This is a genomic window from Castellaniella sp. (genome assembly GCF_047971665.1).
Lineage (GTDB): Bacteria > Pseudomonadota > Gammaproteobacteria > Burkholderiales > Burkholderiaceae_B > Castellaniella.
In genome coordinates, this window is record NZ_JBKEAA010000017.1 from 103,235 (window position 1) to 120,619 (window position 17,385).

At 63.9% G+C, this 17,385-nt stretch carries 14 protein-coding genes and 2 pseudogenes; 11 read left to right on the top strand and 5 right to left on the bottom strand.

What is annotated here, in order from left to right:
• Positions 1-10: 10 nt before the first annotated feature.
• Positions 11-1,285, bottom strand: a complete 1,275-nt coding sequence (locus tag ACK5JE_RS06630; protein ID WP_416800904.1) for a glucarate dehydratase family protein — start codon at positions 1,283-1,285, stop codon at positions 11-13.
• Positions 1,286-1,582: 297 nt separating this feature from the next.
• Between ACK5JE_RS06630 and ACK5JE_RS06635 the strand changes: the two genes are divergently transcribed.
• The 4 genes from ACK5JE_RS06635 to ACK5JE_RS06650 all read left to right on the top strand — a co-directional run bounded on the left by ACK5JE_RS06635 (position 1,583) and on the right by ACK5JE_RS06650 (position 5,968).
• Positions 1,583-2,806, top strand: a complete 1,224-nt coding sequence (locus ACK5JE_RS06635) for an L-talarate/galactarate dehydratase (protein WP_416800905.1) — start codon at positions 1,583-1,585, stop codon at positions 2,804-2,806.
• 117 nt (positions 2,807-2,923) lie between these two features.
• On the top strand, positions 2,924-3,901 hold the full coding sequence (locus ACK5JE_RS06640) for a Bug family tripartite tricarboxylate transporter substrate binding protein (protein ID WP_416800906.1): 978 nt from the start codon (positions 2,924-2,926) through the stop codon (positions 3,899-3,901).
• 70 nt (positions 3,902-3,971) lie between these two features.
• Complete coding sequence (locus tag ACK5JE_RS06645) at positions 3,972-4,463, top strand: tripartite tricarboxylate transporter TctB family protein (RefSeq protein WP_416800907.1); 492 nt, start codon at positions 3,972-3,974, stop codon at positions 4,461-4,463.
• 11 nt (positions 4,464-4,474) lie between these two features.
• Complete coding sequence (locus ACK5JE_RS06650) at positions 4,475-5,968, top strand: tripartite tricarboxylate transporter permease (protein WP_416800908.1); 1,494 nt, start codon at positions 4,475-4,477, stop codon at positions 5,966-5,968.
• A 46-nt stretch (positions 5,969-6,014) separates the two neighbouring features.
• On the opposite strand, the gene ACK5JE_RS06655 is transcribed toward ACK5JE_RS06650, so the two are convergent.
• The 4 genes from ACK5JE_RS06655 to ACK5JE_RS06670 are packed head-to-tail and all read right to left on the bottom strand — an operon-like array spanning position 6,015 to position 10,120.
• Positions 6,015-7,208: a mandelate racemase/muconate lactonizing enzyme family protein gene (locus tag ACK5JE_RS06655; protein WP_416800909.1), complete on the bottom strand. Its 1,194-nt coding sequence runs from the start codon at positions 7,206-7,208 to the stop codon at positions 6,015-6,017.
• 55 nt (positions 7,209-7,263) lie between these two features.
• Positions 7,264-8,442 (bottom strand): extracellular solute-binding protein, encoded by a 1,179-nt coding sequence (locus tag ACK5JE_RS06660; protein WP_416800910.1) that lies wholly within the window; start codon positions 8,440-8,442, stop codon positions 7,264-7,266.
• Positions 8,443-8,486: 44 nt separating this feature from the next.
• Positions 8,487-9,398 (bottom strand): dihydrodipicolinate synthase family protein, encoded by a 912-nt coding sequence (locus ACK5JE_RS06665; protein ID WP_416800911.1) that lies wholly within the window; start codon positions 9,396-9,398, stop codon positions 8,487-8,489.
• The gene (locus ACK5JE_RS06670; protein WP_416800912.1) at positions 9,395-10,120 is read right to left on the bottom strand and encodes a GntR family transcriptional regulator; all 726 of its coding nucleotides are present in this window, start codon (positions 10,118-10,120) and stop codon (positions 9,395-9,397) included. Before ACK5JE_RS06670 ends, ACK5JE_RS06665 begins: the two co-directional genes overlap by 4 nt.
• 380 nt (positions 10,121-10,500) lie before the next feature.
• On the opposite strand from ACK5JE_RS06670, the gene ACK5JE_RS06675 reads away from it, so the two are divergent.
• From ACK5JE_RS06675 to gudD, 7 genes and pseudogenes are all read left to right on the top strand, one after another.
• Positions 10,501-11,679 (top strand): ABC transporter substrate-binding protein, encoded by a 1,179-nt coding sequence (locus ACK5JE_RS06675; protein WP_416800913.1) that lies wholly within the window; start codon positions 10,501-10,503, stop codon positions 11,677-11,679.
• A 74-nt stretch (positions 11,680-11,753) separates the two neighbouring features.
• Positions 11,754-12,833, top strand: a complete 1,080-nt coding sequence (locus ACK5JE_RS06680) for an ABC transporter ATP-binding protein (RefSeq protein WP_416800914.1) — start codon at positions 11,754-11,756, stop codon at positions 12,831-12,833.
• Positions 12,830-13,705 carry an ABC transporter permease gene (locus tag ACK5JE_RS06685; RefSeq protein ID WP_416800915.1) on the top strand — a complete coding sequence of 292 codons (876 nt, stop codon included), beginning with the start codon at positions 12,830-12,832 and terminating at the stop codon, positions 13,703-13,705. The genes ACK5JE_RS06680 and ACK5JE_RS06685 overlap by 4 nt, the downstream gene beginning before the upstream one ends.
• A gap of 5 nt (positions 13,706-13,710) precedes the next feature.
• A complete protein-coding gene (locus ACK5JE_RS06690; protein ID WP_416800916.1) occupies positions 13,711-14,577 on the top strand; it encodes an ABC transporter permease in 867 nt (288 codons plus the stop codon).
• Positions 14,578-14,614: 37 nt separating this feature from the next.
• Positions 14,615-15,526, top strand: a complete 912-nt coding sequence (locus tag ACK5JE_RS06695) for an aldose epimerase (RefSeq protein ID WP_416800917.1) — start codon at positions 14,615-14,617, stop codon at positions 15,524-15,526.
• A 40-nt stretch (positions 15,527-15,566) separates the two neighbouring features.
• Positions 15,567-17,123 (top strand): annotated as a pseudogene (locus ACK5JE_RS06700) (aldehyde dehydrogenase (NADP(+))); the annotation flags it as partial.
• Positions 17,124-17,139: 16 nt separating this feature from the next.
• Positions 17,140-17,385, top strand: a pseudogene (gudD, locus tag ACK5JE_RS06705) (glucarate dehydratase); the annotation flags it as partial.

Below are 17,385 nucleotides of genomic sequence, written 5' to 3' on the forward strand. Positions count from 1 at the left end.
TGGGCCGCGCTCAGAAGCGCGGCGCCTTGCCACTCCAGCCAGGCCGGTACTTGCGCATCTGCGCCGCATCGTCCCGCGACCGGATCCCGCAGGACAGGTACTGCTCGTGCAGCCGGGCCAGCGCCGCCTGATCGATCTCCAGTCCCAGCCCCGGTTCATGGCCGAGCACGACGGCGCCGTCCCGGAACCGCAGATGCCCCCCGGCCACGACCTCCTCATCGGGATCCAGCCAGGGATAGTGCGTATCGCAGGCGTAGCTCAGGGTCGGCACACTGCCCGCCACATGCGCCATGGCCATCAGGCTGATGCCCAGATGCGAATTGGAATGCATGGACAGTCCCATGCCGAATACTTCGCACATGCGCGCCAGCAGCTGCGTGTCCCGCAATCCGCCCCAGTAGTGGTGATCCGACAGGATGATCTGACAGCCGTTGACGGCGACATTCTCGCGAAACTGCGCCATGTCCGTCACCACCATATTGGTGGCCAGAGGCAGGCCGGTCGCCTGATGCAGCGCAGCCATGTCCGACAGCGTGGGGCACGGATCCTCATAGTATTCAAGCAGACCGTCCAGCCGCTTGCCCATTTCGATCGCCGTGGCCAGCGACCAGTTGCCATTGGGGTCGATGCGCAGCGGCATGCCCGGGAACCGGGCGGCCAGCGCCTGAACGCAGGCCACCTCCTGCTCGGGCTCCAGCACCCCGCCCTTGAACTTGATGCTCTGAAACCCGTATTGATCGATCATGGTCTCGGCCTGCGCCACCAGCTGCCCGGGCGTCAGAGCCTCGCCCCAGGCGTCGTCGGGATAGACGGGATCGATATGGCGGGCGTACTTGAAAAACAGATAGGCGCTGAAAGGCACCGCGTCACGCGCGCGACCGCCCAGCAGATCGACCAGCGGCGCGCCCAGATGACGCGCCTGCATGTCCAGCAAGGCGACCTCCAGTGCGGAATACAGTTTCTGGACATTCTTGGCCGGGTCCGTCCCCGGGGCAAGCCGGTAGGCCGTATTGGCGCTGACCTGCGTCCGGGTGACGACATCCTGGACGCGCCGGCGCAGGCCATTCAGGTCGAAGGGGTCCAGACCGATCAGGCTCGGCTGCAAGGCCTGCAACAGCTCAATGATGGGGGCGTCGCCATAGGTTTCCCCCAGGCCGATCCGGCCCGTGTCGCTTTCCAGTTCGATGATGGTGCGCAGCGCATAGGGCTCATGGATGCCGGCCGCATTCAGCAGCGGAGGGTCCTTGAATGCGATGGGGGTGATCTTGACGGTCTTGAGTTTCATGAGAAGCCTTGCAGAAGGGGTATTCTGTTGTCATACAACAAGATCACTGTAGTGATTCGAGAATATTCTCATCTACTAGGGAATATACCTAATCCCATCGGCGAATAAGTTTTTTCTCTTATAAATCATGATGTTACAATCTGATTTATATGGATTTCAACCCGAAGATCCCCATCGTCAGCACAAAAATCTTGCTTCGATGAATCATGTACTTATATGATGACTTACAAGCGGTCAAGCAGAAAGGCCTGGATGCCTCCACGTCCAATCCTCACGCGCGCCCCATCAGAGACACACATGAACGCCATTGAACCCTCTCAGGAGCAGGCACAGCCCGATACGCCATCGGACGCCCCGACACCGTCGATCCTCCCGCATGCCGGCGCGGCATGGACCCCCGCGCATCGGGATGCCATCCGGAACGCCGAGGTTTCGCTCATCCGCCTGCCCCTGACCGTCCCCATCAGCGACGCCAAGGTATTGACCGGCCGGCAAAAACCGCTGACAGAGGTCATGCTGGTCTTTGTCCGGCTGCAGACGCAGACCGGACACGAGGGCCTTGGATTCGCCTACACCCTGCGCACGGGCGGCGCCGCGCTGTATGAGCTGGCCCGGGAAATCGCCCCGCTGCTGATCGGCGAGGAGGCCGATGACATCGCGGGACTCTGGGACAAGCTGTCCTGGGCGCTGGCCTCGATCGGACAAAGCGGGCTGGTCATGCACGCAATCGCCCCGTTCGACATCGCCCTCTGGGACATCCGCGCCCGGCGAGCCGGACTGCCGCTCTCCAGACTGCTGGGTGCGCGCCGCGATTCCATCCGCGTCTACAACACCTCGGGGGGCTATCTGTCGACACCGCTGGACCAGGTGCTGGACAACATCGATGCCTCATTGGCATTCGGCATCGGCGGCATCAAGATCAAGGTGGGCCAGCCCGATCTGGACCAGGATCTGAAACGGCTGCACGCGGTCAAGAAAAAACTGGGCGACGCCGTTCCCCTCATGGTGGATGTCAATCAGCAATGGGATCTGGCCGCAGCGCGCCGGGCGGGCGAACGCATGGCGCCGCTGGACCTGACCTGGATCGAAGAGCCGCTGAATACCTATGACTACGCCGGCTACGCCGAACTGTCCACCATGACCGAGGCGCCCCTCTCGACCGGAGAGATGCTCGCCAGCCAGCGCGAGCACGAAATCCTGCTGGACCGCTGCCCGATCCGCATCCTGCAGCCCGATGCACCCCGCATCGGCGGCATCACCCCTTTTCTCAAGGTGATGGATCGCGCCGCGCGGCAGCACATCGGCCTGGCACCGCACTTCGTCATGGAAATCCACGTCCATCTGGCGGCCGCCTACCCCGAGGAACCCTGGATCGAGCACTTCGACTGGCTCAGCCCGCTGTTCAACGAAGCCTCCCGGATCGAGCATGGCCGGATCACCGTCCCCGACCTGCCGGGCCTGGGCCTGAGCCTGAGCGAACAGGCGCGCCGCTGGACCCAGGCCCGGGCGCACTGCCCCTGAAACATCGCCCGCCCCCGCACGGCCCGCCCCTGGGACGCACAGGGTCCCCGAGGCGGCCGCGGGACCACCGCCTTTCCCCGGATGACACCCCGATAAACCACAGAGGAGCACGACACCATGAAGCCATCCTTCCGCACCTTGACCGCCACCTCACTGGTGGTCGCCCTGACCACCCTCATGCCGCTGGCCGCCCGGGCCGCCGATGCCTGGCCCAACAAACCCATCCAGGTCGTCGTGCCCGCCGGCGCCGGAGGCGATACCGATTTCAACGCCCGGACCATGGCCCGCTATTTCGAAAAGCTGACCGGCACCACCATGATCGTCACCAACATCAACGGCGGCAGCGGCACAATGGGCATGAACAAGGTGGAAAACGCGGCGCCCGACGGCAATACGCTGATGTTCGGTCATATCGGCATGCTGATCGTCAACGAGGTCTCAGGTCTCACCAAACACAAGTTCGACGACAAGCTGACGATCGCCTGCATTCCCGCCGTCGACAAGAGCGTCGTCCTGGTCGCCAGCAAGGACTCCGGCCTGAAATCCGTCAGTGACGTCATCGCGAAAGCCAAGGAGGGCCCTGGCGCCGTCATCTACGGCACGGAATTCGGCGGCTTCTCGCACCTGCAGGGACTGATATTTCAGAAGGTCGCCGGGATCCAGATGAAGTTCGTCGATGTGGGGTCTGTATCGGACAAAATTCCAGCGCTGTTGAGCGGTCGCATCTCGCTGGCCTCGATCTCCTACGGCGCGGTGCAGGACTACCAGAAGACCGGCGACATGGCGATGGTGGCCCAGTACAGCAGCACACCCAACCCTCTGCTCGGCGACATCAAGACTTTCGATGAACAGGGCAGCAAGCTGGACATGACCAAGCCGTACGTGATTGCCTTTCCCAAGGGCACGAGCCCCGAGATCGTCAAGAAAATGTCCGACATCATGGAAAAAATCTCCCAGGATCCGGGCTATGCCAAGGCCTTGAAAGACGGGTTCAAACAACCGGTCACGTTCTACCCGACCGAGCAGGCCGTGCAGAAACTCAACGCCATCCGCGACGACCTGATGCAGTACAAGGATCTCCTGAAGAAGCGCTGAGCCGGTTGAGCATCACGGGGGGCCGGCCGCGGCCGGCCCCATCCATTCAAGCATTTTTGGACCTCCTGCCATGGACAGAATCAAGAAACGCGAACTGGTCGTCGGCTTCATCATGCTGGCATCCGGTCTGGGATACATGCTGTTGTCCAGTCAGATAGAGCACATCCAGAACCAGTATGGTTTTGTGGACGCCAGTTTCATTCCCTATGTGCTGAGCACGCTGATGATCCTGCTGGGCATCCTGCAACTGCTGGCGGTACGCAAGCTCGACACCCGAGAAGCGATCGAGTCCGCCGAGTCCGCCGAGACCCGGACCGACTACTTGACGGTCTTCAAGACCATCGGCCTGATCGTCGCCTACATCGCCCTGCTGGAACCGGTCGGTTTTCTCCTGATGACCATCGCCTATCTGGTGATCCAGTTCATCGTCCTGACCCCATCGGACAAAAAGCCCGGCATCCCCGGGTACGTGCTGATCGCCGTCCTCACGACCGTGGTCATTTACGCATTGTTCCGCTACGCCTTCGACATGGTTCTGCCGGTCGGCGTGCTCGGACTCTAGGAGAGACGCTCATGTTATCCCTGTTAGAACAAGGCATCGAAGCTGTCTTCACATTCCAGGTGTTCGGCCTGGTGCTGTTCGGCACCATCGTCGGCATCATTTTCGGCGCCATTCCGGGCCTGACTTCGACCATGGCGGTCGCCCTCTTCCTGCCGATCACCTATACCCTGGCTCCGGGCGCCGGCATCTCGCTGCTGGTCGCGCTGTTCGTCGGCGGCACGTCGGGGGGGCTGATTTCAGCCATTCTGCTCAAGATCCCGGGGACCCCCTCATCAATCGCAACGACCTTCGACGGCGGCCCCATGATGGCCAAGGGAGAGGCGGTCAAGGCGCTGGGCGCGGGGATCGTCTTCTCGTTCATCGGCACGATGCTCAGTATCGCCGCCCTGATCTTCATCGCGCCGACCCTGGCCAAGGTCGCGCTGCGGTTCGGACCGCACGAGTACTTCGCGATCGCCGTGTTTTCCCTGACCCTGATTGCCACCCTGGCCAGCGGCTCGATGATCAAGGGCATTTTCTCCGGCGTGGTGGGCTTCGGCTTTGCCACCGTCGGGATTGCCCCGGTCGATGCCATTCCCCGGTTCACCTTCGACTATGCCGATCTGAACGGCGGCTTCCAGATCCTGACCGTGCTGATCGGCCTGTTCGCCATCTCGGAGATCATCAATGTCGCCGAGACCGTCAAGCACGAGCAGAAGGCGACCATCGGCACGATCAGCATGAAAAACGTCCGCGGATTCGGTTTTTCCATGCAGGAGTTCTTCGGTCAGGGCTGGAACTGCATCCGTTCGGCCATCATCGGCACCGGCATCGGCATCCTGCCCGGCATCGGCGGCGGCACATCGAACATCGTCTCGTACATCGTCGCCAAGAACCGTTCCAAGCATCCAGAAAAATTCGGCACGGGCATTCTGGACGGCGTCGTCGCCTCTGAAACCGCCAACAACGCCTCGATCGGCGGCGCCATGGTGCCGCTGCTGACGCTGGGCATCCCGGGCGACGCCGTCACGGCGGTGATGCTGGGCGGGTTCATGATCCAGGGGATCCAGCCCGGGCCCCTGCTGTTCGTGTCCCAGGGGGCGCTGGTCTATACGATTTTCGTCGCCCTGGTGCTGTCGACCATCATGATGCTGGTCTGCGAGTTCTATGGTCTGCGGATCTTCATCAAGCTGCTCGCCATCCCGAAGCACATCCTGCTGCCGATCATCCTGGTGCTCTGCGTGGTGGGCGCCTTCGGCCTGGACAGCAGCCTGTTCGACGTCTGGACCATCCTGCTGTTCGGCCTCATCGGCTATGGCTTCATCAAGGTCGGCATCAGCCTGCCGCCCTTCATCATCGGCTTCATCCTGGGCCCGATGGCGGAAACCAATCTGCGGCGGGGCTTGCAGCTTTCGGACGGGAGTTTCAGCGGCTTTCTGACCTCTCCCCTCTCGGCGAGCTTCCTGGCGCTCTCGGTCGCATCGATTCTCTGGAGCCTGTATCAGCAATACAGAAAACCGCGTTGACGGCAGGCGGGATGCGACCTGACGGCCGCATTCCGCCGCGCGTGGATCACGACGAGGTCACTTGGCGCATCACATCCGGATGATCCAGCACCGCATCAGACAGGGCCAGACCCAGACCCGGTTCCGTCAGGGGATGGATCTGGCCGTTTTCGATGCGGGGCATGACCGTCACCAGATCCCGGTACCAGGAACTGCAATAGGCGCGGACGGACTCCTGGAAAACGGCATTGGGCAGATTCAGCGACAGATGGATCGCGGCGGCGAAAGTCACCGGCCCCGTGCAATCATGCGGCGCGACCGGACGCTGGAAGGCTTCGGCCAACGTGCCGATCTTTTTGGCCTCGGACAGCCCCCCGCACCAGGACACATCGAGCATGACATAGTCCGTGGCGTCCGCCTGGAGGATATCCAGGAACTGCGAGCGCGTCGCCAGCGTCTCGCTGGCGCAGACCGGAATGCCCGCATGCGCCCGATAAGAGGCCAGCGCCTGCGTATTGAGCATCTTGATCGGGTCTTCCGCCCAGAACGGATTGAACGGCTGCAACGCGCGGGCGATCTTCAGGGCGGCCGGCAGATCCCACATCGAATGCAGTTCGACCATGACCTCCATGGCATCGCCCACCGCGTCCCGGATCTGCCGGAAAGGCGTCAGCGCGCGATCCACATCGCTGGCGTGGATGAAGTGCCCGCCCGACTGAACCGCATAGGGATCGAAGGGCCAGATCTTCATGGCCGTGATGCCCTCGTCCAGCAGGCTGCGCGCCAGTGCGCCCGCATCCCGGCTGAAGGCGATCTGATCGTCGTAAGGCCCCTCGGGATGATCGGACGTCTGGATGTAGCGGCGCGCCCCGGTCTTGTTGTACATGTAGCCGGCGCAGGTGTTGTAGGTGCGGATGGTCGGGCGCGACAGCCCGCCCAGCATCTGGTGAATGGGCTGTCCCGCGGACTGACCGAAGATATCCCATAACGCCACATCCACCGCCGACGCGGCGCGGATCTCCACACCCGAAGACCGGAACCCGTTGTACGGCAACAGCAACAGGTTCGAAATCCGGTCGATCTGGCGCGGATCCTGTCCCAGAATCTGCGGCGCGACGTCGTGATGCAGATAGGCGGCGACCGCGCTCGTCCCCCGGAAGACCTCTCCCAGTCCGATGAGCCCCTCGTCGGTATGCAACCGGACCCACATGATGTTGTCCAGATGAGGCAGCTGCAGAGTTTCGATGGAAGTGATCTTCATGATTCGAGGCGAAAGCTTTCAGGAACCGGCGGGGGACGGGCAACCAGCATGCCCGCTATTTGGAGGCCGCGATCTCCTGATCCCAGCGATGGAAGGCCGCGACCAGCGGACGGGGATCGAGCGGCAGTTCGATCGGATAGTCGGCGATCCACGACGCATATTCGGGTCGGCCGAATTTCTTGATGATGTCCTGGCTTTGCTGCGGCGCCATGGACAGCGGCACATCCTTGACGGCGGGACCGGGATAGAAATAGCCGGCATCGTAGGTGTAGGCCTGCTGCTTGGGCTGCAGCGCAAACTTGATGAATTCCAGCAGCACCGCGACTCTTTCCGGGGAGACGCCCTTGGGAATGGCGAAATAATGCGCGTCGCAGACCCAGTGGAAATCCTTGAACCGTCCGACCTGCGCCTTGGCGGGCACGACGCCCAGCGCGCGGGGATTGATGTCCCAGCCCGTCGTCGTCACCGTCATGGCGCGCGCGCCCGAGCCCAGTTCCCGCATGACCGCCGATGTGCCCGAGGGATAGTATTCAATGTACTGATTCAGTTCCTTCAGGTAGGCCCAGGTCTTGTCCCAGCCCTTGACAGGATCCCGCGGATCGCGATCCCCGAGCAGGTACGGCAGCCCCATCAGAAAGGTCCGGCCGGGGCCGGAATTGGCGGGGCGCGCGTAGATGAATTTCCCCGGATTCTGCTTGGCCCAGGCCAGGAGTTCCTCGGGCGTCTGGGGCACCTCGGACACCATGTCCGGCATGTACTCGAGCAACGGCCCGGACGGATAGTAGGTCACGGTGACCCCCCGGCCCTGCGTCAGCGCCTGCATCCGCCAGGCGGGCGGCTGGTACAGGTTTTGCAGATCGGGCAGCCCATGATCGGGCATCGACATGATGTCGAGCCAGAGATCGGACTGCAATCCCTCGGACATCGCATCGGGGCCGATGATGGCCATGTCGATATCGACACGCTTGGCCCGCTGCTGAGCCTGAATCTTGGTGGGCAGTTGCGGAGCCGGCGCATTGCTGTAGACGAACCGGGACACGAGGCTCGGGTTCTGCGCGGCGAATTCGTCGAAAATCGGCCGCGTCAGGGCCAGATTGCCGGCCGCATCGACGATATTCAGCGCCAGCGGCGCCATCTCGGCCTGTGCCTTGGGGCTATGCGCGCCAAGCACACCGGCGCCGACCAGGGCGCCGGCGCCGGCCAGAAAGCCGCGGCGGGAAAAGTGTTGGGTCATGGCTGTCTCCTCGAGTCATTTCTAATGAAAGTGATTACCGCTGATCAGGCCGCGGACGCCTGTTTCCAGGAATTCAGGATTTGATGCAATGCCTGGCGGTCCTGCCCCGAAAGCGCCGGCAGACCAGGCAGCCGCACCTGGCCGACCGGCAGCCCTTGCAATTGCAGGGCCTCTTTGACGACCGTCACGTTGGCCCCGTCGCGGAACTGGGTCCGCATGTCCTCGAACGGCGCGATCAGGTTCACCAGGTCGCGGGCGCGCGCGTAATCGCCGGCCTCCAGGGCCTGCCAGGTGGCGAGCGACAATTCGGGGGCCACATTGACCAGGCCCGACGTAAAGCCGGCGCCGCCCAGCGCATAGAAAGGCAAGGCCCAGCGCTCGGCCAGCCCGCAGATCCAGGTCGCGTTCAGTCCCTGCGTCGCCCGGATGCAGTCGCCGAAGAGCATCAGATCCTTGGATGCGAATTTCACCCCCGCGATCGCCGGATGCGTCGCCAGACGCACCAGTCCGGCCAGGGGAATGTCGTCCGCGCGCACGTAGGCGACCACGGGCAGGTCGACGGCATCGGCGATGTGCAGGAAATAGTCGATCTGCGCCATCGGCGCGGCAAATGGATCACGCGGCTGATGCACCATGACGCCATCGACACCTTCGCGCTTTGCCGCCCTGGCCGTGGCGATGGCCTCTTTCAGGGAACGGCCCACGGCGGCTGTCACGGCGGCGCCACCGGCGGCCGCCGTGACAGCGATGACATGCAGCTGACGGATCTCGGCATCGGTCAGGCTGAAAAACTCACCCGTATTGCCGCCCGCCACGATATTGTGCACGCCCGCCCTGGCGATACGCTGCACGATCCGTCCCGTGAGCGCCGCATCGATTTCCCCGTCGTCCTTGTAGGCCGTGGCATGTACGCCGGATACGCCGCGAAGGGCCTTGCAATACTGCTCGTCAGTCATGTGTGTGCTCCATCGGTTGTCTGGACGGCGTGAAACAGCAATTCGACATGCGCCTGGCCGGCAGCCGTGATGTGGCGGCGCATCAGGGATTCCGCCCGCGCCACATCGCGGCGGACAATCGCCTGATAGATCGCCGTGTGTTCATTCAGCGACTCGGCGCGGACCTGTCTGTCCGACAGCACCGCGACCCGCGTGCCAAGACTGAAGGCATGCAGGGAATTGACCAGGCCATGCAGATACGTGCTTCCCGACGCCGCGCGGACGGTCTCGTGAAAGGCGCTGTTGAGCGTCACCAGATGATCGACGTCATCCTCCGCGAGGGCAGCTTTCATCTCCGCGAGCAGCGCTTGCAGGCGGACCAGGTCTTGTGCGCTGGCATGCCGCGCCGCCATTCCGGCCACCAGGCTTTCCAGGACGGCGCGCGCGAGGGTCATTTCTTCGGCCTGCCGCGCCGCAAAGGTCACAAAACTGCCGCGCCGCGGCTCGGTGCGCACCAGCCCCTCGGCCTCCAGGCGCCGCAGGCCCTCTTTGACCGGACTGGTGCTGACCCCCATTTCCTCGGCCAGCTTGCGCTCGTTGAGCCGCTCGCCCGTCTTGTAATACCCGGAGACGATGGCCAGACGCAGTCTTTCATGGACTTCATCGCGCAGGCTGGTCGTCTGGATGGGCGCCAGCGCGAATGACAGCGCTCCCTTGACCGGATCGTCGTGGTGATGGATCACTTGGGTTGACCTCAGTATATTTTGATATATGATATATCAGATATCAGTAGTTTTCTACTTGTCGGTAAGCAGATGGATCATTTTTAATTGTGATGTCATACAACAAAAATGACACCCTGAACGACGTAAACCACAGGCCTAGGGAATATACCTAGAATCTGTAGGCATATGAAAAAATATATTAATAATCATGTGTTTATGTGATCCATACCAGCCACGCCCCAGATCGCGAAACTCCTCCCGGCAAAAATCCTCTGGTTCGAATCAGCTCCAAGTTATATGATGACTTATGAGGAAGGATGCGCTCTGAACGACGGCCACCCACCGACTTTCCTGAACCCGCCTCCTTCCGCGCCCAGGACAACAGACAAGGAGACACCATGACAGGAACCCAACACACATTCAAAGGCAAAGGTGTGCGCATGCATGCCCTGGCAGGCGCGTTGATGCTGGCCTGCGCCGCCGTCGCGGCCCAGGCCGCCCCCGTAGCATTGAACATCGTCGACGTTGCCGGCAATCTGGCCGTCACCCAGAAAGCGCTCGAATCCTTCCGCGACCAGAATCCGGACCTGGTGTCCAGCATGACCTTCACCAACGCGCCGGCGCCGCAGATCCCCGGCAAGATCAAGGCCATGCAAAACGCCAAGCGCGCCGACATCGATCTGGTGCTGACCGGCACCGATGCACTGGCCGCAGGCATCGAACAGGACCTGTGGGTCAAGCTGCTGCCCGACCATCAGGACAAATTCAAGGACATCCTGTCGCAATACACAACCAATGCCGCCCGCATGCAGGACCTGGCCAAGGGCTACGGCCTGGAAGTCAGCTTCATGCAATCCGGCCCGCTGCTGGAATACAACCCGGACAAGGTTCAGAACCCGCCCAAGACCCCGGCCGAACTGCTCGCCTGGTGCAAGGCCAATCCCGGCCAGTTCCTCTACGCCCGCCCCGCCAACTCCGGCCCGGGCCGCACTTTCCTGATGGGCCTGCCCTATCTGCTGGGCGACAAGGACCCCTATGATCCGATCAATGGCTGGGACAAGACCTGGCAATTCCTGAAAGAGCTCAACGACTGTGTCCCCTACTATCCGGGCGGCACGTCGGCCATCATGAAGGAACTGGGCCAGGGCAGCCGCACCATGACAGTGACCGTGACGGGCTGGGACATCAACCCGCGCGCTCTGGGCATCGTACCGGCCAACTTCAAGATCCAGGCCTTCGACAATTTCACCTGGGTCAACGACGCCCACTACATGGTCATTCCCAGAGGCGTGTCCGAGGAAAAACAGGCCGTCCTGTTCAAGCTGATGCAATTCATCATGCAACCCAAGCAGCAGGCCATGACCTATGACACGGGCTACTTCTATCCGGGTCCGGCCATCCGCGACGTGCCGTTGTCGGCCGCACCCAAGGAAAGCCAGGAAGTCATCGAAAAATACGGTCGCCCGGAATACGAGCAACTGACGGCCAGCCGTCCCAGCGCCGTACCGCTGGACGCCAAGGCCATGGTCGCGGCCTTCCACAAATGGGACACCGACATCGGCGCCCTGAAGAAATAACCGCACGCTCCTCCATGACCCGCCCGCCTGCCCTCCGGGGCGCGGGCGGCCGGTTTCTTCCTGGATTTTGGACTATGAACGATTCTTTCCAACAGCTGCGTCTCGATGGCGTCGGGCGCCAATACCCCACCGCATCCGGAGGCATGGTCGCTGCCCTGAAAGATCTCAGCCTGGACATCCAGCGTGGCGAGTTCATCGCGCTGCTGGGGCCCTCGGGCTGCGGCAAATCCACCGCCCTGAACTGCCTGGCGGGTCTGGCCGACCTCAGCACCGGCAGCATCTGGCTGGACGATACGCGCATTGATGTGCTGCCGTCCGAACGGCGCGGCTTCGGCATGGTGTTTCAGAACTATGCGCTGTTTCCGCACATGAGCGTCCACGACAATGTCGGCTTCGGCCTGCGCATGCGCGGCGTGTCGAAACAGGAAACCGACCAGCGGGTGAGGGATGCCCTGTCCCTGGTGCAACTGGAAGGCCACGAATCCAAACTGCCCGGCCAGCTTTCCGGCGGCCAGCAACAGCGCGTGGCCATCGCCCGCGCCATCGTCATCGAACCCCCGGTCATTCTGATGGACGAGCCCCTGTCCAATCTGGATGCCAAGCTGCGCGTCGAAATGCGCGCCGAAATCCGCCGCATCCACCGCCAGCTGGAACGCGCCACCATCTACGTCACCCACGATCAGGATGAGGCCCTGTCCATGGCCGACCGCATCGTGGTCATGCGGGCCGGCAGCGTGCAGCAGGTCGGCACGCCACGCGAGGTCTATGGCCAGCCCCATAACCTGCACGTGGCCCGATTCATGGGCTATCGCAATGTGCTGGCCTTCCAGGTGGCGCGCCTCGAGGGCGAACAGATCACGGTCGATCAGCATCAGGTCCAGTTGCAGGGCCTGGCCATGTCGGTGCCCGCAGGCACTCGGACCGTGGCCGTGGCCATGCGGCCCGACGACTTCGATCTGGCCGGCGAGCGCACAACCAACACGCTGGAGGCCACCATCCAGCAGATCGAATTCGGCGGCCGCAGCTCCCTGCTGGTCGTCAACAGCGCCATCGGCGAGCTTTTCGTGCGGGTCAGCGGCGACTTCAAGCCCGGCGACCCGGTGCGCCTGTACATCCCGGCCGATCGCGTCCTGGCCTACGCGGAGGACGTATGAGCACCCTCGACCTCTCCGTCGCGCCCAGAGGCGACCGCCGGGGCTGGCTGGTCGCCCCCGCCGTGGTCGTGCTGCTGGCGCTGTTCGTCTATCCCTTTCTCTACGGGGTGCTGATTTCCTTCCAGCCCCTGGAGGGCGGCAGCATCTGGTCCAATTACATCCATTTCTTCACGACATCGACGCAGTTCGGCACATTGTGGGCCACCTTCAAACTGGCCGCGCCCGCCACGCTGATCAATGTCGGCATGGCCGTGCCGGTGGCCTTTTCCTTGCGCCGCAACAGCCGCAGGCAGCGCATTGTCACCACCATCCTGGTGATCCCCATCACGCTGGGCACCGTGCTGATCGCCGACGGGATGCTGACGTTCTACAGCCCGGTGGGCTGGTTCTCGCAATTCGTCCAGGGGCTGAACCTGTATTCCGAAGAAGTCCGGCTGACCCACAACTACTGGGGGGTGCTGATCTCCCTGGTGATCTCCGACTTCCCCTTCGTCTTCCTGTTGACCCTGTCCTATATCTCCGGGATCGATCCCACCCTGGCCAAGGCCGCCGGCACACTCGGCGCCAACACCTGGCAGCAATTCCGACTGATCTACCTGCCCCTGCTGGTGCCGGGGCTGAGCATGGCGGCCGCCTTGTCCTTCGTCCAGACCTTCGCCGTGTTTCCGTCCGCCATCCTGCTCGGCGCCCCCGCGGGCCCGACCCGGGTGATCTCGATCGCGGCCTACGAGGCGGCCTTTGAACAGTACGACTACGGCATGGCCTCGGCCATCGCCATCGTCATGGGGTTCGCGCAGTTGCTGATCGTCTGCGCAATCTTCGCATTCCGGCGGGCCTTTTACACGGGTCCGGCCACCAGCGGCAAGGGGTGACGCACATGCCATCGACCACATCCACGACCACAGGAAACCACCCTCGCTGGGGCAGACTCTGGCACGTCACCGTCTGGCTGATCATGGGGTTCTTCCTGCTGAATGTCGTCTTCATGATCCTCACCGTCATGGTCAATTCCGTGGCGACCCGCTGGTTCGGCACGCTGCTGCCCGAAGGCCTCACCTTCAGCTGGTACGGACGCGCCTGGGCCGAATTCCAGTTGTCCCACATCCTGGTGGTGACACTGGAAGTCGTCGCCTCGGTCGTCATCCTGTCCATCCTGCTGGGTGTGCCGGCGGCCTATGCGCTGGCCCGCGCCCGTTTCCCGGGCAAGCGGCTGGTGATGCTGCTGATCCTGATTCCCATGCTGGTGCCGCCCGTCACCTACGGCATTCCCATGGCGACGGCCATGTACCAGATCGGCGTGGGCGGCACTCTGGCCGGCGTCATCCTGTCCAATCTGGTTCCGGCCCTGCCCTTCGTGATCCTGGTGATGACGCCCTTCATCGAGCAGATCGATCCCGGTCTGGAATCGGCCGCCCGCATCTTCGGCGCCAACACCTTCCAGTATTTCCGTCATGTGCTCGCGCCGCTGCTGGTGCCGGGCATGCTGGCCGCCGGTCTGCTGGTGCTGGTGCGCACCATCAGCCTGTTCGAGCTCACCTTTTTCACCGCCGGGCCGGATTCCCAGACCCTGGTGGTGGCGCTGTATTACGCGGTGTTCTCGACCGGCGTGCGCGCGCCCCAGGCCATCGACGCCATGGCCATGATCTACATGGCCATCACCATGATCTGGGTGCTGATCGCCCTGCGCTTCGTCAGCCCGACGCAACTGGTCAGCCGGGTCAAGGAAGCCCCGCGCGAGGCCTGAGCCGGACGCAAATGAACGCTGATCGGAAAACATCCGCATGATGCCCGCGCTGATGGACGCCGCCCCGCCGCGATGCCTGACCCTGAGACAGGGGCCGCATCGCCTGCGGGTGGCACCCTCCGCCGGCGGACGGATCCTCGACTGGACCAGTGAACTGCCCGAGGGTCCGAGGGACTGGCTGGCGCCGATCCAGGTACAGGAATGGCTGCCGCATGAATGGCCCAAGGGCGGTTTGTTTCCCCTGGCGCCGTTCTCCAACCGCATCCGCGACGCCCGGATGCGCTGGACAGGCGCAACGATCGACATCGCTCCCTTGACTGGCCAGGCGCACGCCCTGCACGGTCAGGCGCAACGCATGATCTGGGATGTGCTCGACGCCACAGACGGCAGCGCCACGCTGGGCGCACGCCACGCGAACGGAGAGGACGGCTGGCCCTGGACATGGTCGCTGCGCCAGATCATCCGGCTGGCGGATGACGGACAGCTGGACATCGAGCTGGCGCTGACCAACGAAGACACGCAACCCATGCCGGCCGGCCTGGGGCTGCACCCCTATTTCACCGCCGACCGCGTGCGCGCATCGGCCGGTCTGGACTGGGCGCACGAGCAGGAACTGGCCTTGTTCCCCCGACCCAACCGGCAGGACCGCTGGCTGCGCACGAACGGCACCTGGACGCATTACCTGTCCGAATGGGCCGGCAGCGCCGACATCGGCTGGCCCGACGGCCCGGGCCTGGCCTTGCGGACCCGGGGCCCGCTGGACCACCTGGTCCTGCATTGCAACGCGGGCTGCTACCTGTGCGTGGAACCGGTCACCCACGTCTGCAACGCCGTGAATCTGGCCGCCCACGGAATCCCGGGCACCGGCCTGAGAACCCTGGCGCCGGACGAAACGCTGACCGTCGGCATGACCTTGCGCATCCAGTCCGAGGCAGCCCGGGCCGTATGATAACTTTGCAGTAAGCATTTTCTATTCCGGAGGTTTTTCAATGCCCCTCAACGGCACACAGCTCATCGGCAGCCAGAACATCGCGGGCTCGGGCCCTGCCTTCCAGGCCGTCAACCCGGCCACCGGCCAGGAGATCCCTCCGGCATGGCAGGGCGCGAACGCCCATCAGGTGGAACAGGCCGTGGCGCTTTCCACCGCCGCCTTCGCGTCCTACCGGGAAACCGCGCTGGAGCAGCGGGCCGCCTTTCTGGAGGCCATTGCCCAGGCCATCCTCGATCTGGGCGATGAACTGATCGAACGCGCCATGCTCGAAACCGGCCTGCCCCGCCCCCGGCTGGAAGGCGAACGCGGGCGCACCGTCAATCAATTGCGGCTGTTCGCCCGGGTCGTGCGCGAAGGCGACTGGCTGGATGCCCGCATCGATCACGCCTTGCCGGACCGCAAGCCCGCCCCGCGCAGTGACCTGCGCATGCGCCAGATTCCGCTGGGCCCCGTCGCTGTTTTCGGCGCCAGCAATTTCCCACTGGCCTTTTCCGTGGCGGGCGGCGACACGGCATCGGCCCTGGCGGCCGGCGCCCCGGTGGTGGTCAAGGCGCACCCGGCCCACCCCGGCACCTCGGAACTGGTGGGCCAGGCCATCCGCGCGGCCGTCCAGCAATGCCGCTTGCACGAAGGCGTGTTTTCCCTGCTGACCGGCCCCGGCGTCGAGCTGGGGCTCGCGCTGGTCCGCCATCCCGGCATCCAGGCGGTCGGATTCACCGGCTCGCGCCAAGGCGGCATCGCCCTGATGCAGGCGGCCGCCCAGCGCCCCATTCCGATCCCGATCTATGCCGAAATGAGCAGCACCAACCCGGTCTACCTGCTGCCGGGCGCGCTGGCGGCCCGTGGCGATACGCTGGCCGACCAGTTCGCCGTGTCGCTGACGGGCAGCGCCGGACAACTGTGCACCAATCCGGGGCTCGTCATCGCCCTGGACGGTCCGGACCTGGATCGCTTCATCGCCCGGACCGGGCAGGCCATCGAGGCAGCCCCCGCGACGACCATGCTGACCACCGGCATTGCACAGGCATACCAGTGCGATGTCGAGCGTCTGCTGAGCCATGCCGACGTGGAGCGCGTGGCGCAAGGCCAGGACGACACCACGCCGGCCCATTGCCGCGCCAGCCTGGCCCTCACCACGGCCCAGGGCTTCCTGGCGGACCCCGAGGCCCTGGGCGCCGAGATCTTCGGCGCCAGCTCGCTCATCATCCGCTGCGCGCACACCGACGAGTTCCAGGCCATCGCCCAGGCCCTCGAAGGCCAGCTGACCGCCACGCTGCATCTGGAGCCGGCACAGGACGGGGCACTGGCGGCCAGCCTGATCCCGATCCTGGAACTCAAGGCGGGCCGCATCCTGGCCAACGGTTTTCCGACCGGCGTCGAGGTCTGCGATGCCATCGTCCATGGCGGCCCCTTCCCTGCGAACACCGACAGCCGGACCACATCGGTCCGCACACTGGCAATCCGCCGGTTCCTGCGACCCGTCTGCGACCAGGACCTTCCCGACACCCTCGTGCCCACGGCCCAGCGGGCCGCGAACCCCGGGCAGATCACCCGTCCCGAGCGCTCAAACCATGCCCCCAGCCGCCGACGCCAGAACCCCTCGCATCACCCAGGTCCGCGCCGTCCCGGTCGCGGGCCGGGACAGCATGCTGCTGAATCTCAGCGGTGCCCACGGCCCCTATTTCACCCGCAACATCGTCCTGATCGAGGACGAGGCAGGCCACCAGGGCGTGGGCGAGGTACCGGGCGGCGAGGCCATCCGCAGCGAGATCCAGCGGCTGGGACAGTCGCTCATCGGCCAGCCCATCGGCCGGATG